We start from the raw sequence: 21,169 nt of genomic DNA on the forward strand, positions 1-21,169 counted from the left end.
AGCATGAGCGGTTACGTCCCCAACATTCCTCAAGCCAAGCGCGAAGCCGAGCTGCGCAATGTCGAACCGGTCGATATACACGCCGAGCGCTGGTCCGAATACGAACGCCGCGCCAGGGAACCCGTCAAGCCTGCCGAGAAGATCAAGCTGGTTCTACGCATCGGCGTGTTCTTCGACGGCACCGGCAACAACGCCACCAACACCGCACTTGGCCTGGCCTGCGGCGCACAGCACCCGATCCAGAAAGAAGACCTGGACGCGAGCTGTCAGCCTTACATGGCCAACCCGAATAGCAGTTATGGGAATGACATAACGAATATCAAAAAGCTCAGCGAGCTTTACTCCGCTCCACCATCACTTGTAGGAACCGGACCGCAGAAACAGGCCTATCGAAAGCTATATATCGAGGGCATCGGCACCGATGTAGGAAAGGATGACAGTCTCATAGGTGCTGGCGCTGGGAGAGGGGCTACAGGTGTGTCCGGGAAAGTGCAGGAAGCATTTAGTCGAATTCGGGGCCTAGTTGACGAGATAATCGGCCAGAACCCAAATTGCGAGATCAGCGGCTTAACTTTCGATAGCTTCGGCTTTAGCCGCGGCGCAGCGGCGGCGCGCCACTTCGCCAACGAAGTAGTTCGAGGCAACCAAGGTCCGCTGCGAACAGCACTTGATAACACCAAAGCGTTTAGCTCAATGTTCAGGGCTCGCTATCAGCAAGACATAAACATGGGGTTCATCGGCCTTTTTGATACCGTTGCGTCAGTCGGAGGACTGACCAACCTCGGTTACATTCGAAGTTCGATAACTCCATGGCTGAACCTTTACCTCTCTCCTAAGCACTTCAGCAACGTAGTGCACCTAGTAGCTCGTGATGAGATACGCGCGAACTTTCCGCTGAGTACCGTAAAACCGGATCACACCGAAATCGTCTTGCCCGGCGCGCACTCCGACATCGGCGGAGGGTATCTGACCGAAACTGAAGAGCGTGTGCTCATCGCCCCGATGCAGGCACTGACAACTGCACAAGGCGTTGATGTTACAGCATCATCAATTTACCGGGACGCTGAGTTAGCCAAACAGCGACTGATTAGCGATGGCTGGCCAGCTTCTATGCTCGAGATCGTTACGCCAGAAGCTCAACTGCTTCCCATCGACTCGCAGGATCGCCTGGCGCCTCGCCAACAGCGAATCTATGCCGGACTGCAACTCAGACGCCAAGTCAGGGGAGAGCTATCGCGAGTGTATCTACGCGTCATGTATGAACTGGCTAAGCGGGGTGGAGTTCAATTCGATGAGATCGATCAGCACGATCCTTACTACGCTCTGCCAACCGAACTTGATCCGCTCTGCGCGCGCTTCTCAGTTGGTGATTACCAAACGACCGGCGCTGAAGAGGCAATGCTGAGAAACCGTTACATCCATATATCCGCCCACTGGAACAACCCTCTCGGTAAACGCACCCATACCGGGGCAAGCTTGGTTTACATCAATGCTCCCACTACTGATGGGATTCGTCGTCACCATTCTCACGTATCTGAGTGGTCCTTATTTTGAAAAAAATTCTCCTCGTCGCACTATCGGCGACGCTTACTTTCGGCTGCCAAACCAGCAATACCTCGCCCGGGGAGAACGACCCCAAAGCCAGATGGTGGAGCCTGGAGTTCTTTGGGCCCAATTACATGACCGGCTGGGTCGAAGCCAGCTTGGTCGAAGACGTCAACGGCCGGACATTCGACCACGGAAGCGGCGGCGTTATAGGTAATGGGAACCCCGGAGATGCGACGGAGACTGCTCGGGGTTGGGTCGGCGGCGTAGGAGGAAACAGTAGGGCAGTCGCAGGTGCAGACCTACCGAAACGGATCTATGTACGCTGGCAATCTGCGGTTGAGCCACAAACTTACCGAGCCTGGATCGATATAGGCGACGAAGCCAGGCAGATCATGTACGACTCCACGCATCGACGCTGCGAAGAGACACCCGAGCGCACCGCGCGTTATATGGCGGCCCTGTATCTTGGGCTAGCTCCTGGAGGGGTTGTACAGGCATGGGCGATAGACAGTTGCGGATATCCAGTAAAGATCGCTCGCGGGCAAGCCGAAATAGAGCCACTTGGGCCGCACCTTGGAAAATCCGGCGGCAATTACTATCCACAACCTAAGGCATCTAAACGATACGTCGAAAAGTTCGGCGTACCCTACGGCAGTTGGTGAGCGGAGCCACAGCAGATGCGGCGATATTACCCGCGTCACGCCGCGCTGAGGCGGCACAAGGCCTTTTGGCTATAGGCAACAAAAGCCGCCCCTCCTCACGCCGCCTCAGGCTTCTTCTTCCGGGGCTTGAGATACTTGGTCAGCCCCTGAAACCACATCACTAGCGCAGGGTTGCCCTGGATCTGGATGTCTTTGTTCTGGATGCCTTGCATGAAAGCGAGCTGCTTGTTCTTCGCGTTCATGGTGGCGAAGCCGTAGGCGCTGTCCTTGAAGCCGATGGCAAAGGCCGGATCGGTGGCGGGACCGCCGTGACTGGTGACGCGCTGATCCTTGACTCTGAAATGCCGAGCCACCTTGCCGTCCAGCGTGTGCAGCTGGAAGGTCAGGTCTTTGTCGCCGAGTTGCTTCTGAAAATCGGGGTTGTTGCGGCTGGCCTTGGTCATCAGGCGACCCAGCATCCAGAGAAGAAAGCGAAATTTCATGATTGGCCGACCGTTGGCAGGAAAAGCGGCATTGTAGCGGCTGGTCTGAGCGGCGAAAGCAGGAGAACAGAAGGGTCTGGAGTGGACTGTTCAGTCAGGCTGACCCGGAGCCTGGGCGGCCCCGGGCGGCGCGATTTTAATTGATCGCGTCTTTCAGCATCTTTCCCGGCTTGAATGCCACGGTGTTGCTGGCCTTGATGGTGACGGGTTCGCCCGTTTGCGGATTCTTGCCCGTACGGGCCCCGCGGTGACGTTGTACGAAGGTGCCGAAACCCACCAGGGTCACGCTGTCCTTACGGTTGAGTGCGCTGGTAATTTCATCCAGTACGGCGTTGAGTACACGATTGGCCTGATCCTTGGTGAGATCGGCCTTGTCGGCGATAGCGGCTGCGAGTTCCGGTTTGCGCATAGGTAGCCTCTAAGACTTTCTTGTTGTTGTGATCCGCTGTTCTCCGAACAGCGTCCGATGCGCTGCAACAGCTCTAGGCTGCGGCAGCGGCCTCTGGGAGCATGGCACGCTGCTAGCACTCGCGCCAGTCCTCGCCAGCGCTTTGCCGAATCATTACGAAGACTTTAACGACAGAACCTGAGGCAGTTCCGCCAACACCGGTGGCAGTTGCTTGTTCAGCGCCAGGCGCTCTTGCACAGCCGTTCCGGTGAGTGCGTAGCCGAGCAGCTTGCCGTCCGGCCCACGGAAGGTTGCCTTGAGGTTGTTGCCCTCGCCTTCAACGTTCCAGCTGCCGTGACTACCGGCAGCTGGAGGGGACACCACTAGGGGGCATACCGGTGTTTTCACAGTGATAGGCATCGGCCCGTAGGTGACCGGCGTCGGTTGGCCAACGAGCGTTCTGGCCAGCGCACGGACGCCGCTCATCAACGGCATCACATAGAGCAGGTTGAGCCCGTCGACCTCAGCACAGTCGCCCAATGCATACACATGCTCGGTCGAAGTCTGCAGCAGGCGGTCCACTTCAATGCCGCGATTGACCTTCAAGCCTGCCGCCTCGGCCAGCTCGATACGGGGACGCAATCCCACCGCGCTGACCACCAGATCGCACTCCAGGCGCTGGCCGTCTGACAGCTGCGCCTGCAGGGCGTCACCGTCACGTTCCAGCCGCTCGAGCACCGGCCCCAGGTGGAACCGCGCCCCCAGAGACTCAAGCCCTCGGCGGACCGCGGCCGCGGGTTCGGGCGGTAGCAGTGACGGCATGAGCTGCTCGCACGGCGCGACCAGATCGACCTCATAGCCGCCTTGCAGCAGGTCATTTGCAAATTCGCAGCCGATCAACCCGGCCCCGAGGATCAACACGCGCCGCTTACCGTGTGCGGCCTCGCGGAAGCGCCCGTAATCGAGCAGATCGTTGATCGGGAAGATGGCGTCCTGTGCACCGCCGTCGACCGGCACCTGAATGGTCTGCGCCCCCCAGGCGATCACCAGATCGCGGTAGGGAACGGGCTCGTTGCCGATCCAAACGCGACGGTTGGCCGGATCGAGACGCGTCACTCGAGTATGGGTGCGAATCTCGGCGTTGAGCTGAATGGCCATCGGGCCCGCCACCGTCATGCCGAGCGCATCGGCATCCTTGTTCATGGCGAAGCCGGTCGAGAGCATGGGTTTGGAATAGGAGCGGCCGTCGTCAGCGGTAATCAGCAACAGCGGCGTTTCACTGTCCAGCTTGCGGAATTCCCGGGCGAGGTTGTAGCCCGCCAGTCCGGTGCCAATGATGACCAGCGGTGCGTTTGGGTTCGAGTCGTTCATATCAGCCGATCGCGATCATTTCAAAGTCTATCTTGCCGACGCCACAGTCGGGGCACAGCCAGTCCTCGGGCACGTCTTCCCAGGCGGTGCCTGGCGCGATGCCGTCGTCCGGCCAGCCCTCGGCTTCGTCATAGATGAGCCCACACACCACGCATTGCCACTTTTTCATTATTCACCTCGATCAGTCTCGGTTGCGCTGCACGCTATACCAGAACGCGATGAGCGCCAAACCCTGGCGCCTCGGTGATAGACCCCGTACCTGCGAAAGATTTCAGGGCAAAACAAAACGGGCGGCCTAGGCCGCCCGTCCGGGTTCACGTACGCAGCTGTTAACTAGCGGTCGCGATGCCCACCAGCGGATCGCTGATACCCATCACATAGAAGCCGATCAGGCCGATGGTGCCAGCCAGTACGAGGTAGTACAGCGTCGGCAGCATGGTCTTGCGCAGCGTGATGCCCTCACGCCCCAGCAGGCCGACCGTGGCCGAAGCCGCGACGACGTTGTGGATGGCGATCATGTTGCCCGCCGCGGCGCCCACTGATTGCAGCGCTACCATCAGCGCGCCGGAGATACCCAGCAGCCCAGCGGTGTTGTACTGGAACTGCGACAGCATCAGGTTCGACACAGTGTTGGAGCCGGCAATGAAAGCACCCAGTGCGCCAACCGCAGGCGCGAAGAAGGGGTAGACCCCGCCTACGCTGTTGGCCACCAGTTGTGCCATGGCGACCGGCATGGAGACCAGATCCGAACCGTTGACGCCGGAGTTGATCAGGATCCGCACCATCGGAATGGTGAAGATCAGCACGAAGCCAGCGCCCAGCAGCGTCTTGCTCGATTCGGCGATGGCAGCGCCCAGCTGAGCGGCTTTCATCCGATGCAGGAAGAAGGTCACCAGCACTACCATGCAGAGAATCCCGCCTGGCAGATACAGCGGCTCCAGCGTGCCGGATACACCGGTTTCACCAAGGATGTCCCTCCAACCGAAGCTCACCGACATCAACGCCGCCTTGAGCTCCGGGAATATCCGCGACATCACCAGGAAGATCGCCAACAGCAGGTAAGGCGCCCAGGCCATCGGCACGGAGATCGGTGTACGCCCAGCGACGTCTTCGATCTTCATCTCGATCTTGCCCATCCACTCAACCGGCCACTCGCTGGCCGGGGCGAAATCCCAGCTGGTCTTGGGCAGCAGGAAGCCCGCCTTCGCCGCCGGAACCACAATGGCCAGACCGACCAGAGCGCCGATCATCGACGGGAATTCCGGACCGAGGAACACACCCGCCGCAGCGTACGGAATCACGAACGCAAGACCGGTGAAAATGGCAAACGGCGCCATTGCCAGACCTTCGCTCCAGGAACGGTTACGACCGAAGAAGCGCGTCATGATGCAGATCATGATCAGCGGCATGAGGATGCCACACAGCGCATGGATGATCGCCACGCGGGAGTAGATCAGCTGGAAGAACACATCCCAGTTGCTGCCCACGGTTGCCAGCTGACCGCCGAGCGTGGCCTGGTCCAGACCACCCGCGACACCCACCAGAATCGGCGTACCCACCGCCCCGAAAGACACCGGTGTGGATTGCACCATCATCCCGAGCACCACCGCCGTCAGCGCCGGAAAGCCCAGTGCGACGAGTAGCGGCGCAGCGACCGCTGCTGGAGTACCGAAGCCCGAGGCGCCCTCAATGAAGCAGCCGAACAGCCAGGCCACGATCAACACCTGGACGCGCTTGTCCGGGCTCACATTGGCGAAGCCCCGACGAATCGACGCGATACCCCCGGAGTGTTTAAGCGTGTTCAGGAGAAGGATTGCGCCAAAGATGATCCAGAGGATCGCGGCGGTGAGAATCAAGCCTTGCAGCGTGGAAGCCAGGACCCGGTTGAAGGTCATGTCCCAGGCCAGCAGCCCGATCAACGCAGTGAGCACGAAAACCAGCGGCATTGCGTACTTGGCCGGCCAGCGAAAGCCGATCAGCAGTACCCCCGCCAGCACCAGCGGCACGAAGGCCAGTATGGACAGCAGTGTCTGACTCATTGTTGGGTTCCTTGTTTTTTGTTGTGAACCGCTTACATCCGGGAAAGCCCGGTCCCACGCATGGCTGAAATGAAGAATCACCTCAGTCCGAAAAGCTGACTAGCAAGTCACGTTAGCCCGCCCCTCTTGCTCGAAAGCCCCGGACGCTGAAGCGCCCGGGGCTCATCAAATCGCGTCGGCGATCAGCTCATGCTGACCGCCGACTGTCTTGCTGATGCCGCTCAACCGACCTGCTGCTTGAAGCGCTGACGCCAGGCATGCAGCAGCGGCTCGGTATAACCGCTGGGCTGCTCGCGACCCTTGAACATCAAGTCACAGGCCGCCTGGAAAGCCGCAGAACCCGCATAGTCGGCAGCCATCGGGCGATAGGCCGGATCGCCGGCGTTCTGCTGATCGACCACCTTGGCCATGCGTTCCAGGGTCTCGCGCACCTGCGCTTCATCGACCACACCGTGATGCAGCCAGTTGGCCAGGTGCTGGCTGGAGATACGCAGCGTGGCGCGGTCTTCCATCAGGCCGACATCATGGATGTCCGGCACCTTGGAGCAACCAACGCCCTGCTCGACCCAACGCACCACGTAGCCGAGGATGCCCTGGCAGTTGTTGTCCAGTTCCTGCTGAATCTCCGCGGCCGACCAGTTGCGCTCAGGCGCGACCGGGATGGTCAGCAAATCGTTGGTCAGCTTGTCGCGCTCGGCGGCGAGATCGACCTTTTCCAAGTCAGCCTGAACGGCTTGCACATCGACCTGGTGGTAGTGCAGCGCGTGCAGCGTCGCACCCGTCGGCGACGGCACCCAGGCGGTGTTGGCACCGGCCTTGGGATGACCAATCTTCTGCTCGAGCATGGCGGCCATCAGGTCCGGCATGGCCCACATGCCCTTGCCGATCTGCGCCTTGCCACGCAGCCCGCAGTTCAGACCGACCAGCACGTTGTTGCGCTCGTAGGCCTGAATCCAGGCGGTGCTCTTCATGTCGCCCTTACGCAACACGGCGCCGGCTTCCATGATGGTGTGCATCTCGTCGCCAGTGCGATCAAGGAAGCCGGTATTGATGAAGGCCACGCGGTTCTTCGCCGCGCCAATGCAGGCCTTGAGGTTGACGCTGGTGCGGCGCTCCTCGTCCATGATGCCGACCTTCAGCGTATGACGCGGCAGACCGATGAGGTCTTCGACGCGACCGAACAGCTCATCGGTGAAGGCGACCTCGGCAGGGCCGTGCATCTTCGGCTTGACGATGTACATCGAGCCGGTACGCGAGTTGCCCTTGCGCTGCTGGTCATGCTTGGCGATCAGGCTGGTAACCACGCCGTCCATGATGCCTTCGGGGATCTCGTGGCCTTCGCCATCAATGATCGCCGGGTTGGTCATCAGGTGACCGACGTTACGGATGAACAGCAGCGAGCGGCCATGCAGCTTCAGGTTGGAGCCATCAGCGGCGGTGTACTCGCGATCTTCGTTGAGGCGGCGGGTGATGCGCTTGCCGCCCTTCTCCATATCTTCGACCAGATCACCCTTCATCAGGCCCAGCCAGTTGCGGTAGACCAAAACCTTGTCGTCGGCATCGACCGCGGCGGTTGAGTCTTCGCAATCCATGATGGTGGTGACGGCGGCTTCCAGCAGCAGATCCTTAACCCCAGCGGCATCGGTCTGGCCGATGGAGCTGTTCGGATCGATCTGGATTTCGACGTGCAGCCCGTTGTTCTTCAGCAGAATCGCAGTCGGCTCGACTGCTTCGCCCTGGAAGCCCACGAACTTCTCGGGTTGCTTCAGCCCGGTGACACTGCCGTTTTCCAGGGTGACCTTGAGCTCGCCATCCTGCACACGGTAGCTGACCGAATCCACATGGCTGCCTTCGGCCAGCGGCGCGGCCTGATCGAGGAAGTTGCGCGCGAAGGCGATGACCTTGGCGCCACGTACTTCGTTGTAGCCGGGGCCTTTCTGCGCGCCGTTCTCTTCGCTGATGGCGTCGGTGCCGTAGAGCGCGTCATACAGCGAGCCCCAGCGGGCGTTGGCGGCGTTCAGTGCATAGCGCGCATTGCCGATCGGCACCACCAACTGCGGGCCGGCCTGGGTGGCGATTTCGCTGTCGACGTTGCTGGTGCTGATCTTCACCTCGCCCGGCTCGGGCTGCAGGTAGCCGATGGACTCGAGGAAGCTGCGGTAGGCCGGCATGTCGCTGATCGGGCCGGGATGGCTGCGGTGCCAGTTGTCGAGCTCGACTTGCAGGCGGTCGCGCTCGGCAAGCAGGGCACGGTTCTTCGGCGCCAGGTCATGCACCAGCTGGTCGAAACCACTCCAGAAAGCGGCCGCCTCGACGCCGGTGCCCGGCAATACTTCGTCTTCGATAAAGCGTTGCAGGTTGGCCGCGACTTGCAGACGGCCCAGGGTTACACGCTCGGTCATGTTGTTCTCCTATCCGAATCAGTTGGCGACAGCGGCGACGCCGGCCTTGGCGACCTGTGCATCTTGAGCAGCGGTCACGCCGGATACGCCGACCGAACCGATCACCTGCCCATCGACGATCACCGGCACGCCACCTTCCAGCGAGCAGACCACCGGCGCGGACAGGAAAGCATTGCGGCCGCCGTTGACCATGTCCTCGTAGCCCTTGGTTTCGCGACGACCCACCGCGGCGCTGCGCGCTTTCTCAGTGGCGATGTAGGAGGCGATCGGCGCACAGCCGTCCAGACGTTCCAGCGCCAACGGATGGCCGCCGTCGTCAGCAACCACAATGGTCACGGCCCAGCCGTTGTTCTGCGCTTCGCTGCGCGCGGCGGCCAAAATGGCGGTCACTTCGGTCTGGGTCAGCATGGCTTTGGTTTTCATGGTTTCTCCTGTCTTCAGATTCGGTTGTTCGTTTGGGCCGCGGCCAGAGCTGCCAAGTTGATTCGTAGGGTGGGCCGGGCGGCGTTCCGCTTCAGCCCACCGGGCGGCATGTGATCAGCTATTGGTGGGCTGAAGCCCACCCTACTTCGACTTCGGCGATTTCAATCTAGCCTTCGACGTTGTCACCCCATCGCCTCCTCGACGATTTCGATCCAGTGCCGCACCGGTGTCCGCCCGGCGCCGTCGAGGTGTGTCTGGCAGCCGATGTTGGCGGTGACGATGACTTCCGGCTTGCCGCTTTCCAGTGCGTTGAGCTTGTTGTCGCGCAGCTGGTGAGAGATCTCCGGCTGGGTGATCGAATAGCTGCCTGCAGAACCGCAGCACAGATGCGCATCCGGTACCGCGGTGAGATGGAAGCCGAGCCGGGTGAGCACGTCTTCGACCGCGCCGCCGAGTTTCTGTGCGTGCTGCAGGGTGCAAGGGCAATGAAAGGCCATGCGCTTGTCGGTCTCGACCTTGAGCCGTTCCAGCTCGGCGCTGCGCATCACTTCCACCAGATCCTTGGCCAGCTCGCTGACCCGCGCGGCCTTGGTCGCGTAGGCCGGATCGCCTCGCAGCAGATGACCATAGTCCTTGATGAAGGCACCGCAACCACTGGCGGTCTGAACGATGGCTTCGGTGCCGCCTTCGATGGCGGGCCACCAGGCGTCGATGTTGCGGCGCGCGCGGTCGAGGCCGGCTTCCTGGGCGTTCAGGTGATAGTCCACGGCACCGCAGCAGCCGGCTTCACGCGCGGTCGTCACGCTGATGCCAAGGCGATCAAGCACGCGGGCCGTGGCGGCATTGGTGTTCGGCGACAGGCTCGGCTGCACGCAGCCTTCAAGGATCAGCACGCGGCGTGCATGCAACACCTGGGGCCGCGGCTTGGCCGGGGTGACCTGGCGTGGCATGTGCGCCTTGAGCGTCGCCGGCATCAACGGACGCAGCGTGTTACCGGCACCCAGCAGCGCCTTGAACAGACCCGGGCGCGGAATCACGGTGCGCAGGCCGGTGCGTAGCAGGCGTTCGCCCGCCGAGCGCGGCACCTGCTGTTCCATGAAGTCGCGGCCGATATCCAGCAGGTTGTGGTACTGCACGCCGGACGGGCAGGTGGTTTCGCAGTTACGGCAGGTCAGGCAGCGGTCCAGGTGGGTCTGGGTGGCCTCGGTAACTTCGCCGCCTTCGAACATCTGCTTCATCAGATAGATGCGCCCACGCGGGCCGTCCAGCTCATCGCCAAGCAACTGGTAGGTCGGGCAAGTGGCGTTGCAGAAGCCGCAATGCACACAGGAGCGGAGGATGCTTTCGGCTTCCTCGGCGCGCGGCAGCTTCTTCGCGGCTTCGCTCAGATTGGTTTGCATATCAGACCTCGGAATACATGCGGCCGGGATTGAAAATCCCCTGCGGGTCGAGCGCCGTCTTGAGCTGGCGGTGGTAACGCAGCAGCGGCTCACCCAATGGCTGAAACGGGCTGCCCGTGGCGCCAGTGGTAAAGCAGATCGCATGACCGCCGACTTCACTGACGATGGCGCGGATGGTTTGCGCATCGGCATCGGATTTGAGCCAGCGCTGGGCGCCGGCCCAGTCAATCAGCTGCTCGCCGGGTAGCGCCAGCACCGGGGTATCGGTAGGCAGCGACAGACGCCACAGCGGACGGGCATCACCAAAGAAGCCCAGGCGCTGTTCGCGCAGTTCATTCCAGTAGCCAACGTCCAGCGTCTCGCCACCAATACGGTCGCAAGCGGCGTTAACCGAGCCTTCGCCGCCTTCGAGACGCAGATGCAGCGCCTGTCCGTCATGGCTCGCCGCCGTGATCGGCACCGGTTGCTGTCCCCACTCGGCGAGCTTGAGCAGTGCACGGTCGACCGGAATCTCGACCCGCAGGCTGCGACACAGGCGCGGCTTGGGCAGCACTTTCAGCGAGACTTCAGTGATCACGCCAAGACAGCCGAAGCTGCCGGCCATCAGCCGTGACAGGTCATAGCCGGCGACGTTCTTCATCACTTCGCCGCCGAAACGCAAGTGTTTACCGAGGCCAGTAATTACGCGTGTGCCGAGCACAAAGTCGCGCACAGAGCCGGACCAGGGCCGGCGCGGACCGGACAGGCCAGCGGCGATCATCCCGCCAACTGTGGCCCCTTCGCCAAGATGCGGCGGTTCGCACGGCAGCATCTGGTTGGCCTCGTCGAGCGCGGCTTCTAGCTCCGCCAACGGGGTGCCGGCGCGAACGCTGACCACCAGCTCGGTAGGGTCATAGGTGACGATGCCGCGATGGGCGCGGGTGTCGAGCAGCGTGCCCTGCACCTCGCGGCCGAGAAACGCCTTGCTGCCGCCGCCCTGAATGCGCAGCGGGGTGTTGCTGGCCAACGCCTGGTTGACCTGGTCGAGCAGCTGCTGGCTGTCGTCGAAGGAAACCGTCATCAGAAGCGCTCCAGTTCAGGGAAAGGCAACTGCCCGCCATGGACGTGCATGCCGCCGAATTCGGCGCAGCGATGCAGTGTCGGGATGTTCTTACCGGGGTTGAGCAGGCCGCTGGGGTCGAAGGCCGCCTTTACCGCGTGGAACAGGGTCAGCTCGTCGGCGTTGAACTGGGCGCACATCTGGTTGATCTTCTCGCGACCGACACCGTGTTCGCCGGTAATCGAACCACCCACCTTGACGCAGAGTTCCAGAATCTTGCCGCCCAGCGCTTCGGCGCGCTCCAACTCGCCTTCGGTGTTGGCATCGAACAGGATCAGCGGGTGCATGTTGCCGTCGCCGGCGTGGAATACGTTGGCCACACGCAGGCCGTATTCGTCGGAAAGATCACTGATGCCCTTGAGTACACCCGGCAGCTCGCGGCGCGGGATGGTGCCGTCCATGCAGTAGTAGTCTGGCGAAATCCGCCCGACCGCCGGGAAGGCGTTCTTGCGCCCGGCCCAGAACTTGACCCGCTCGGCCTCGTCCTTGGCCAGCCGCACTTCGGTGGCGCCGGCCAGCTTGAGCACCTCGCCCACGCGGGCGCAGTCATCGTGAACGTCGGCTTCGACACCATCCAGTTCGCAGAGCAGGATCGCCTCGGCGTCCACCGGATACCCGGCGTGGATAAAGTCTTCGGCGGCGCGGATCGACAGGTTGTCCATCATTTCCAAGCCACCGGGGATGATGCCCGCCGCAATGATGTCGCCCACCGCGCGGCCGGCTTTCTCCACCGAATCGAATGCCGCCAGCAGCACCTTGGCCACCTGCGGCTTGGGCAGGAGCTTGACCGTGACCTCGGTGACGATGCCGAGCATGCCTTCGGAACCGGTGAACAGCGCCAGCAGGTCGAAACCCGGCGAATCCAGCGCGTCGGAGCCCAGCACCATGCGCTCGCCCTCGACGGTGAGGATCTCGACCTTGAGCAGGTTATGCACCGTCAGCCCGTATTTCAGGCAGTGCACACCACCGGCGTTCTCGGCGACGTTGCCGCCGATGGAGCAGGCGATCTGTGACGAGGGATCCGGGGCGTAATAAAGGTCATAGGGCGCCGCCGCTTGGGAAATCGCCAGATTACGCACGCCGGGCTGGACGCGAGCGAAGCGACCGGCCGGGTCGACTTCGAGAATCTTGTTGAAGCGCGCCATGACCAGAAGGATGCCATGCTCCAGCGGCAACGCACCGCCCGACAACCCGGTTCCCGCGCCTCGCGCCACAACCGGGACACCGCGCTTGTGGGCGATCTTCAGTAGGGTTTCGACCTGCTCGATGCGCTCGGGCAGCACCACCAGCATCGGCGTGGTGCGGTAAGCGGAAAGGCCATCGCACTCATAAGGCTTGAGGTCTTCGCCGCGATGGAGAATGTCCATGTCGGGCAATTGCGCCTTGAGCTCGGCAAGCAATGCCGCTTTGTCGACCTTGGGCAGCTCACCATCGACGCGTTCGTCGTAGAGGATATTCATGGCAGTCGGTGCTCTCATTGTTCACCGCGCGCACGGCCAGCTGCGGTGGTTTGACGCATCATTAGCCCGACACCTTCCTGCCGTCCACACTAAAAACCACTGGTCCTACCAGTTTCTTTCATGAGCCTTTCAACGGAAATGGCCACAAGCACCGGATATCCAGGCCTTTAGCGGAGCGATTCGAGATTGATGTAAGATCCGGCCAAACTGGTCCTACCAGTAACGGAGCCCACAATGCTGATTGAAAACACCCAGGATCGCCGCCAGCTGTCGGACGTAGTAGCCGAGCGTATAGAGCGCCTGATCGTCGACGGCGTGCTCAAGGTTGGGCAGGCGCTACCATCGGAACGGCGCCTGTGCGAAAAACTGGGCATTTCGCGCTCGGCACTTCGAGAAGGGCTGCGGGTGCTGCGCAGCCGCGGGATCATCGAGACCGCCCAAGGGCGAGGCTCCCATGTGGCAAAGCTGTCCGGTGAGCAGGACGCGAGCCCTCTGATGCACCTGTTCAACTCGCAGCCGCGCACCCTCTACGACCTACTTGAGGTCCGCGCCTTGCTCGAAGGCGAATCGGCCCGGCTGGCCGCCCTGCGCGGCACTGATGCCGACTTCATCCTGCTGCGCCGTCGCTACGAGGAAATGCTCGCCGCGCACACCACGGAAGAGGCCGACCCGCGCGAGCATGCGCGCCTGGACCACGCCTTTCACCTGGCCGTCAGCGAGGCGTCGCACAACCCGGTGCTGGTGCATACGCTGCAGTCGCTGACCGATCTGATGCTCTCCACCGTGTTCGCCTCGGTGAACAACCTCTATCACCGACCGATGCAGAAGCGGCAGATCGACCGGCAGCACTCGCGGCTGTTTCACGCCATTACCGAGCGCCTGCCGGATCAGGCCCAGCGCGCCGCGAGAGACCATATCCACGGCATTCGCGACAACCTCAAGGAGATCGAACAAGAGGAGCAGCGGCTGGTGCGGGCGACCATGCGACTGGAAGGCTGGGGCTGACGCCTACCCCGGCAGACACAATTGAGCCCTCAAAGCACGCTACCAGACGCCAGGAAATATCTGTCGACCCTGCCTATCCCTGCCTTGCATGAATCCCTCCCCTGCCCCTAAGGGCTGTCAGCCCTGTAGTCCAGCGCGCCACCGGTCGTGGCTCACTCTGACTAATTGCTGAACTGTGAAAGACGCTCCCTGTCGACTTTATTAAGCGCGGACGAACCGTCACAGGTTGCGCATATGCGCTGCCGCTTCGGCAATTCCGCGTCTTTAGCCAGTCATTCGGAGGAATGTTGCATGAACAGATCAGCCAAATTTGCACTCGGCAGCAGCCTGCTTGCGCTCATGCTCGGAGTAGGTGGTTGCACCATCGAGAAGGAAGAATCCGGTCGGTTGCCCGACGTAGATGTGCAGGGCGGCAACATGCCTGAGTACGACGTTAAAGACGCTGACGTCGATGTGGGTATCAAAGAACGATCTGTGCCACTTCCGAACGTAGACGTCGACACCGAGTGATAGCCCCCTGGAAGCACCGGGCTCGATAGCGCCCTTACTAAGGAGGACCCGTGCGAAACAATCACCCCCGTCTCGCCAGCCGCAGCGATCAGACGCCTGACGGATAAACCGTGATTGCTCAGCAAAACCCCAACCATTACCTGTGAGGAATGAACGATGAACGCATTGAACAAGAAGCCACTAGCACTCGCCACCGCCCTGATGGCCGCCAGCCTAGCGCTGCCCGCCGCCGCCCAAGAGACGCAAAAGGGCATGCAGACTCAGCAGGCAGGCACCTCCATTCGAGTTGGCCATAACGTCGTTGATGCCGTTGACGATGTTCGCGAGAACGTTGCCGATTTGATCGGATCGCTGCGCCAGTCCGGGGTATCCATGGGCATCACCAACTGGCAGCAGAGCGATGGTCAGCTGGCAAAAATGGAACAACAGCTTAACCAACAGATGGAGCACCGGCTGGACGAGAAAGCCGAACGCACTGACGATGATTGGATTACCTGGATCCGCGACGAAGATTACAAGGTTGGCGTGACCAAACAGGTCAACGAGCTGGCCAGCAACTTGGACGAAGTGGCGAAGATGCTCAGCGGCGCGTCAAGCCAGAAGATGCAGGAAATCGACAGCGCCGACGTCGTGAATCAGGTCGATGACCTGCAGGAAACTGTCGAGGACTTGGTTCAGGCACTGCAGGACATGGACGGTATGAACGTCAACAAGCAGAACCTGCAGCAGGCTCAGCAGCGCCTGGATACCCTAGAGAAGGAGCTGGACCGCCTGAATGATATGGCAGAGGCGGAATGGCGCACCTACGCCCTTGGCGAGCAGTTCAATCCCGCCGTTCATAAAAACATATCCGAGCTTGCGCAGATCCTGCGGAGCCTGTTCCAGCAAAGCTAACCCCGTCCTAGGACTCGGTTCGCACCAAGCCCCGCCGGCGCCAAAGAGTCGCATGGCGGGGCTCGCTCCCACCCGTACAACCACTACATGCGCTCAGATGCCAACGCTTCGGTCGACAAGGCGTTCTACCTCGAGCGCTCACGTCGCAGTGCTAAACGGTCTTGGCGCCCAAGGCAAACCCTACGCCTTTAAGCCTGCTAATAGCCCCCATGCTAGACTGGCCGCCTCTTTCCGCTACCTGTTACCGCCCGTGCCCGATTCTCAAGCCTGGCTGCCTGCCGACCGCCTTTGCGCCCCACCCGCACCTGATCTGCACGACTGGCTTTACCTCGACAAGGGGTCGCTCACCCGTCGCCTGACCGAGCTGGCCGACGGCGCGTTCAGCGTCGAGCCCCTGAATGAAGGCTGGCAGGTCATGCGCGCTGACGAATGCGCCGCGCTGGACGTAGCGGAAGGGAGTGAAGGCTGGGTTCGCGAAGTCTATCTACGTGGCCACCATGAGCCCTGGGTATTCGCCCGCAGTGTCGCCGCCCGCCACGCCCTGGAACAGTCCGGACTGGATCTGCCACACCTGGGTAGCCGCTCGCTCGGCGAACTGCTGTTCAGCGACCCGGCGTTCAGCCGCGGCCCACTGCAAGCCCGACGCTACCCGGCCGCCTGGTTGCCGCAGGATGTTCGCCAATCGCAGCTGTGGGCGCGCCGTTCCTGTTTCAGCCAGGACAAGCTGCGCGTGCTGGTGACCGAAGTGTTTCTGCCAGCACTGTGGCAGGCCGCACGGATCACCACCTGAACGCGGCACAGACTGCCCGTAACCGCCGCTCACCGACCGGAGCCCCGCCGATGTATCAAAAGCTTCTGCAATCGAGCAATCGCCTTCATCCGCGCGCCTGGGACTTTATCCAGCTGATGCGCCTGGATCGCCCGATTGGCACCTATCTATTGCTGTGGCCGACGCTCTGGGCGCTGTGGATCGCTGGCGAGGGATCGCCCAGCGTGAAAAACGTCGCAATCTTTGTGCTCGGCGTGATCCTCATGCGTGCCGCCGGCTGCGTGATCAATGATTTCGCCGACCGCAACCTGGACGGGCACGTCAGCCGTACCAAGGGCCGTCCACTGGCGACGGGCAGGGTCACCTCGAAGGAGGCCTGGATCCTCTTTGCCGTCCTTGTCGCATTGAGCTTCGGCCTCGTCCTGCTAACCAACACTGCCACCGTCTGGCTATCGTTTGGCGCGCTCGGTGTCGCATCGCTCTACCCCTTCATGAAGCGCTACACCTACTACCCGCAGGTTGTGCTCGGCGCGGCGTTCTCCTGGGGCATGCTGATGGCCTTTACCGCCGAGCGAGGCGAACTGCCCCCCGAAGCCTGGCTACTGTTCATCGCCAATGTGCTGTGGACGGTCGGCTACGACACCTATTACGCCATGGCCGACCGCGAGGACGACCTAAAAATAGGCATCAAATCCACAGCGATCCTCTTTGGCGAGGCTGATCGGGTCATCATCGCCACGCTACAGGGCCTCGCCCTGTTCTGCCTGATTCTCGCAGGCGTGCGCTTCGAACTCGGGCAGTGGTTTCATCTTGGGCTGACCATCGCCGCAGCCTGCTTTGCCTGGGAGTTCTGGAAAACTCGCTCGCGCAAACCACAGGTGTGCTTCCAGGCCTTTTTGCATAACCACTGGGCAGGCCTGGCGATTCTTGCGGGGATCATGCTCGACTACGCTACAAGAGCGGGCTAATGCGCCCCAGCGCACGCAGCATGACCGAACCCCACAGCTTCGAGACGCTTGCTAGACGAGGTCGGGCGGCAGTCGTTCTGGTGCAGAGGCGCCAATTCCTGTCACATGGCTGCAACATTTCCGTTATCTAATGCCGAGCGACAATAAAACGGACCGAGAGCGGACATGAACGGTAAATGCATACTGATCGTCGATGACGAAGCGCCGATTCGGGAAATGATCGTGGTGGCGCTGGAGATGGCCGGCTACGAATGCCTTGAAGCGGAAAACGTCCAGCAGGCCCATGCGCTGATCATCGATCGCCAACCGGATCTGATCCTGCTCGACTGGATGCTGCCCGGCACATCCGGCATCGAGCTGGCTCGGCGCCTCAAGCGCGACGAGATGACAGCCAACACACCGATCATCATGCTCACCGCCAAGGATGCCGAGGACAACAAGATCCAGGGCCTGGAAGTGGGCGCCGATGACTACATCACCAAACCCTTCTCGCCTCGTGAACTGGTGGCGCGCCTCAAGGCTGTGTTGCGCCGCGCCGGCACCAGCGACAACGAAACGCCGATCGAGATCGGTGGTCTGCTGCTGGACCCCATCAGCCACCGAGTGACTATCGACGGCACACCCGCAGACATGGGCCCGACCGAATACCGCTTGCTGCAGTTTTTCATGACCCATCAGGAGCGTGCCTACACCCGTGGGCAGTTGCTGGATCAGGTCTGGGGCGGCAATGTGTATGTCGAGGAGCGCACGGTGGATGTCCATATCCGCCGCCTGCGCAAAGCACTGGGCGAAACCTATGAAAACCTGGTGCAAACCGTGCGTGGCACTGGTTACCGTTTTTCCACCAAGAGCTGAACAAGCCGCAACCGCCGAGCATGAGCTGGCGTTGTAGATGATTTCCGGCCGGCCTCAAGCTGCCTCAAGGAGCGTTAGCGGTGAATCAAGACTGGCAAGGCGCTCTGGTGCGCCGCCTGCTGTTGATACTGGCTGGATGCCTGCTGGTGGGCCTGGTCACGGGCGAATATGCCTGGGCACTGGTGATTGGCCTTACCGGTTACCTGGGCTGGACGCTGCGCCAGATCCGGCGCCTGTTGCTGTGGCTGAAGAGCGATCAAACCGATCAGCCTCCGCCGGACAGTCATGGCATCTGGGGAGAGATTTTCGACAACCTGTACCAGCTACAGCGCCGCGATCTACGTCTGCGAGCCCAGTTGCAATCGGTGATCGACCGGGTGCAAGGCTCGACCACCGCGCTCCGGGATGCGGTCATCATGCTCGACAGCGATGCCAATCTTGAATGGTGGAACCCTGCCGCCGAGCGCTTGCTGGGCCTGAAGAAACCGCAGGATACCGGCCATCCGGTGACCAACCTGGTGCGTCACCCGAGCTTCAAGGAATATTTCGACAAAGGTCGTCACGAGGAACCGCTGGAGCTGTCGTCGCCAGTCAACGACCGCCTTTGGCTGCAGATAACCATTACCCGCTACGGCAACAGCGAGCATCTGATGGTGGTACGCGACATCACCCGCCTGCATCTGCTGGAGCAGATGCGCAAGGACTTCGTTGCCAATGTGTCCCACGAGCTGCGCACGCCGTTAACGGTGATTGCCGGCTACCTGGAAACGATGCTCGAACATACCGACGAAATGCCTCCGCGCTGGCCTCGGGCGTTGAACCAGATGAGCCAGCAGGCCGGCCGCATGCAGCTCCTACTCAACGATCTGCTGCTATTGGCCAAGCTCGAAGCGACCAACCCACCGACCAATACCCAGCCGGTGGCCATCGCAAAACTGCTGCAGTCCATCAAGAGCGACGCCTTGGCGCTGTCGGCCGAGCGCAACCACCAGATCACCCTGGAAGCGGATCCTACCCTGCTGCTCAAGGGCAGCGAGAGTGAGCTGCGCAGCGCATTCTCCAATCTGGTATTCAATGCGGTGAAATACACGCCGGACAATGGCGAGGTGCATATCCGCTGGTGGTGCAACGAACATGGTGCACACCTGGCCGTGCAGGACTCAGGCATCGGCATCGAACCCAAGCATCTGCCGCGTCTGACCGAACGCTTCTACCGGGTCGATTCCAGCCGCGCGAGCAGTACCGGCGGCACCGGCCTCGGCCTGGCCATCGTCAAGCACGTATTACTGCGGCATCAGGGCCGTCTGGATATCAACAGCACGCCCGGCAAAGGCAGCACTTTCACCTGCCATTTCCCGCTGACCCAGGCCACGGTGCCGTGACCGCTGTGCAACCGGCCGGCAGCTGACGCCTCAACGGCTCCTTGAAATAACCCCGAGCCGGCCCCATCCTTGGGCCGTCTTTGACTACCCGACACCCTAATGGACCCTTCCCCCGCTAGTTACGCCGCTTCATCCTACTTCGCCGATTTCGGCATGATTCTGTTTGCACTTTTCCTGGTCTTGCTCAACGGCTTCTTTGTGGCGGCCGAGTTCGCCATGGTCAAGCTGCGCTCCACCAAGGTCGAGGCGATCGCCAAGCAGCACGGCTGGCGCGGGCATATCCTGCGCAAAGTACACAGCCAGCTGGACGCCTACCTGTCGGCTTGTCAGTTGGGTATCACCCTGGCATCGCTAGGCCTCGGCTGGGTCGGTGAGCCGGCCTTTGCCCACCTGCTGGAGCCGGTACTGGCCGCCGCAGGCGTGCAATCCCAGGCGGTTGTACATGGCATCGCCTTTTTCACGGCTTTTTTCATCATTTCCTACCTGCACATCGTCATCGGCGAGCTGGCCCCCAAATCCTGGGCGATTCGTAAACCCGAGCTGCTGTCGCTGTGGACGGCGGCGCCGCTCTACCTGTTCTACTGGGCGATGTATCCAGCGATCTACCTGCTCAATGCCAGCGCCAACGCCATTCTGCGGGTGGCCGGCCAGGGCGAGCCGGGGAGCCACCACGAACACCACTACAGCCGCGACGAGCTCAAGCTGATCCTGCATTCGAACCGGGCGCTGGATCCGGCCAACCAGGACATCAAGGTGCTTGCCTCGGCGGTCGAAATGAGCGAACTGGAAGTGGCCGACTGGGCCAACTCCCGTGAGGACTTGCTGCAACTGGAACACAATGCTTCGCTGGCCGACATCCTCGACCTGATTCGGCGCCACAAGTACAGCCGCTACCCGGTCTATGACAGTGAGCAGGGCGACTACATTGGCCTGTTGCATATCAAGGATCTGCTACTGGCGATCGCAGGCGACGAGCAGCTGGCTGAGCATTTCGTGCTCAGCGACATACTGCGGCCGCTGGAGCGGGTGCCACGCTATCTGCCGCTGAACGTACTGCTGGACCAGTTCCGCCAAGGTGGTGCGCATTTCGTGCTGGTTGAAGAAGGCGACCACAAGGTGGTGGGCTTCCTGACCATGGAGGATGTGCTGGAAGTGCTGGTGGGTGACATTCAGGACGAGCACCGCAAAACCGAGCGCGGCATTCTTGCCTATCAGCCAGGCAAGCTGCTGGTACGGGGAGACACGCCACTGTTCAAACTCGAGCGCCTGCTTGGCATCGACCTGGATCATATCGAGGCCGACACGCTGGCGGGACTGATCTACGAGACGCTGAAGCGCGTCCCGGAAGAAAACGAAGAGTTGCTGGTGGATGATCTACAGATCGTGGTCAAGAAGATGCGCGGACCGAAGATCGTTCTGGCCAAGGTACTGAAGCAGGAATAAGCCCGCATGGAGCCGCCATGCGGCAAAGAGCGGTGGCGTCGAGCGTTTTGCTTTCAGTTGATGGGCTTG

General features: G+C 61.4%; 20 protein-coding genes. 10 read left to right on the forward strand and 10 right to left on the reverse strand.

Annotation, left to right across the window (positions count from 1 at the left end; genetic code table 11):
• Positions 1 to 3: 3 nt before the first annotated feature.
• Both ACQKIK_RS21105 and ACQKIK_RS21110 read left to right on the forward strand, forming a co-directional pair.
• Positions 4 to 1,554 carry a T6SS phospholipase effector Tle1-like catalytic domain-containing protein gene (locus ACQKIK_RS21105; RefSeq protein ID WP_499137350.1) on the forward strand — a complete coding sequence of 517 codons (1,551 nt, stop codon included), beginning with the start codon at positions 4 to 6 and terminating at the stop codon, positions 1,552 to 1,554.
• Positions 1,539 to 2,210 (forward strand): DUF2931 family protein, encoded by a 672-nt coding sequence (locus tag ACQKIK_RS21110; RefSeq protein WP_499137351.1) that lies wholly within the window; start codon positions 1,539 to 1,541, stop codon positions 2,208 to 2,210. The genes ACQKIK_RS21105 and ACQKIK_RS21110 overlap by 16 nt, the downstream gene beginning before the upstream one ends.
• A 95-nt stretch (positions 2,211 to 2,305) precedes the next feature.
• On the opposite strand, the gene ACQKIK_RS21115 is transcribed toward ACQKIK_RS21110, so the two are convergent.
• The 10 genes from ACQKIK_RS21115 to glcD all read right to left on the reverse strand — a co-directional run bounded on the left by ACQKIK_RS21115 (position 2,306) and on the right by glcD (position 13,274).
• A complete protein-coding gene (locus ACQKIK_RS21115) occupies positions 2,306 to 2,692 on the reverse strand; it encodes an SCP2 sterol-binding domain-containing protein (protein ID WP_499137352.1) in 387 nt (128 codons plus the stop codon).
• Between the two features lie 136 nt (positions 2,693 to 2,828).
• Positions 2,829 to 3,101, reverse strand: coding sequence for an HU family DNA-binding protein (locus ACQKIK_RS21120; RefSeq protein WP_045431184.1), 273 nt, complete (start codon positions 3,099 to 3,101; stop codon positions 2,829 to 2,831).
• Between the two features lie 153 nt (positions 3,102 to 3,254).
• Positions 3,255 to 4,451: an NAD(P)/FAD-dependent oxidoreductase gene (locus tag ACQKIK_RS21125; RefSeq protein ID WP_499137353.1), complete on the reverse strand. Its 1,197-nt coding sequence runs from the start codon at positions 4,449 to 4,451 to the stop codon at positions 3,255 to 3,257.
• A gap of 1 nt (position 4,452) precedes the next feature.
• Positions 4,453 to 4,620, reverse strand: coding sequence for a rubredoxin (locus tag ACQKIK_RS21130; protein WP_045431189.1), 168 nt, complete (start codon positions 4,618 to 4,620; stop codon positions 4,453 to 4,455).
• 160 nt (positions 4,621 to 4,780) lie between these two features.
• A complete protein-coding gene (locus ACQKIK_RS21135; RefSeq protein ID WP_499137354.1) occupies positions 4,781 to 6,490 on the reverse strand; it encodes an L-lactate permease in 1,710 nt (569 codons plus the stop codon).
• Between the two features lie 221 nt (positions 6,491 to 6,711).
• On the reverse strand, positions 6,712 to 8,892 hold the full coding sequence (locus tag ACQKIK_RS21140) for a malate synthase G (protein WP_499137355.1): 2,181 nt from the start codon (positions 8,890 to 8,892) through the stop codon (positions 6,712 to 6,714).
• 18 nt (positions 8,893 to 8,910) lie between these two features.
• Positions 8,911 to 9,315, reverse strand: coding sequence for a heme-binding protein (locus ACQKIK_RS21145; protein ID WP_045160358.1), 405 nt, complete (start codon positions 9,313 to 9,315; stop codon positions 8,911 to 8,913).
• A gap of 182 nt (positions 9,316 to 9,497) precedes the next feature.
• Positions 9,498 to 10,715, reverse strand: a complete 1,218-nt coding sequence (glcF, locus tag ACQKIK_RS21150) for a glycolate oxidase subunit GlcF (protein ID WP_499137356.1) — start codon at positions 10,713 to 10,715, stop codon at positions 9,498 to 9,500.
• A gap of 1 nt (position 10,716) precedes the next feature.
• Positions 10,717 to 11,775 (reverse strand): glycolate oxidase subunit GlcE, encoded by a 1,059-nt coding sequence (gene glcE / locus ACQKIK_RS21155; RefSeq protein ID WP_499137357.1) that lies wholly within the window; start codon positions 11,773 to 11,775, stop codon positions 10,717 to 10,719.
• Positions 11,775 to 13,274: a glycolate oxidase subunit GlcD gene (gene glcD / locus ACQKIK_RS21160; RefSeq protein ID WP_499137358.1), complete on the reverse strand. Its 1,500-nt coding sequence runs from the start codon at positions 13,272 to 13,274 to the stop codon at positions 11,775 to 11,777. Before glcD ends, glcE begins: the two co-directional genes overlap by 1 nt.
• A gap of 234 nt (positions 13,275 to 13,508) precedes the next feature.
• On the opposite strand from glcD, the gene glcC reads away from it, so the two are divergent.
• From glcC to ACQKIK_RS21200, 8 genes are all read left to right on the forward strand, one after another.
• Positions 13,509 to 14,279, forward strand: coding sequence for a transcriptional regulator GlcC (glcC, locus tag ACQKIK_RS21165; RefSeq protein WP_045431204.1), 771 nt, complete (start codon positions 13,509 to 13,511; stop codon positions 14,277 to 14,279).
• Between the two features lie 291 nt (positions 14,280 to 14,570).
• Positions 14,571 to 14,789: a hypothetical protein gene (locus ACQKIK_RS21170; RefSeq protein WP_045431207.1), complete on the forward strand. Its 219-nt coding sequence runs from the start codon at positions 14,571 to 14,573 to the stop codon at positions 14,787 to 14,789.
• 156 nt (positions 14,790 to 14,945) lie between these two features.
• Positions 14,946 to 15,683 (forward strand): hypothetical protein, encoded by a 738-nt coding sequence (locus ACQKIK_RS21175; protein WP_046162996.1) that lies wholly within the window; start codon positions 14,946 to 14,948, stop codon positions 15,681 to 15,683.
• Between the two features lie 250 nt (positions 15,684 to 15,933).
• Complete coding sequence (locus ACQKIK_RS21180) at positions 15,934 to 16,473, forward strand: chorismate--pyruvate lyase family protein (protein WP_127838259.1); 540 nt, start codon at positions 15,934 to 15,936, stop codon at positions 16,471 to 16,473.
• A 50-nt stretch (positions 16,474 to 16,523) separates the two neighbouring features.
• On the forward strand, positions 16,524 to 17,420 hold the full coding sequence (gene ubiA, locus ACQKIK_RS21185) for a 4-hydroxybenzoate octaprenyltransferase (protein WP_127838258.1): 897 nt from the start codon (positions 16,524 to 16,526) through the stop codon (positions 17,418 to 17,420).
• A 165-nt stretch (positions 17,421 to 17,585) separates the two neighbouring features.
• Positions 17,586 to 18,275 (forward strand): phosphate regulon transcriptional regulator PhoB, encoded by a 690-nt coding sequence (gene phoB / locus ACQKIK_RS21190; protein ID WP_046162997.1) that lies wholly within the window; start codon positions 17,586 to 17,588, stop codon positions 18,273 to 18,275.
• A gap of 80 nt (positions 18,276 to 18,355) precedes the next feature.
• Entirely contained in the window at positions 18,356 to 19,657 is a 1,302-nt protein-coding gene (gene phoR / locus ACQKIK_RS21195) for a phosphate regulon sensor histidine kinase PhoR (RefSeq protein ID WP_499137359.1), read from the forward strand.
• A gap of 99 nt (positions 19,658 to 19,756) precedes the next feature.
• Positions 19,757 to 21,100: a hemolysin family protein gene (locus ACQKIK_RS21200; protein ID WP_045431221.1), complete on the forward strand. Its 1,344-nt coding sequence runs from the start codon at positions 19,757 to 19,759 to the stop codon at positions 21,098 to 21,100.
• The last annotated feature ends 69 nt before the right edge of the window (positions 21,101 to 21,169 follow it).

It is taken from the genome of Pseudomonas sp. NPDC047961, assembly GCF_050272435.1.
GTDB lineage: Bacteria > Pseudomonadota > Gammaproteobacteria > Pseudomonadales > Pseudomonadaceae > Stutzerimonas.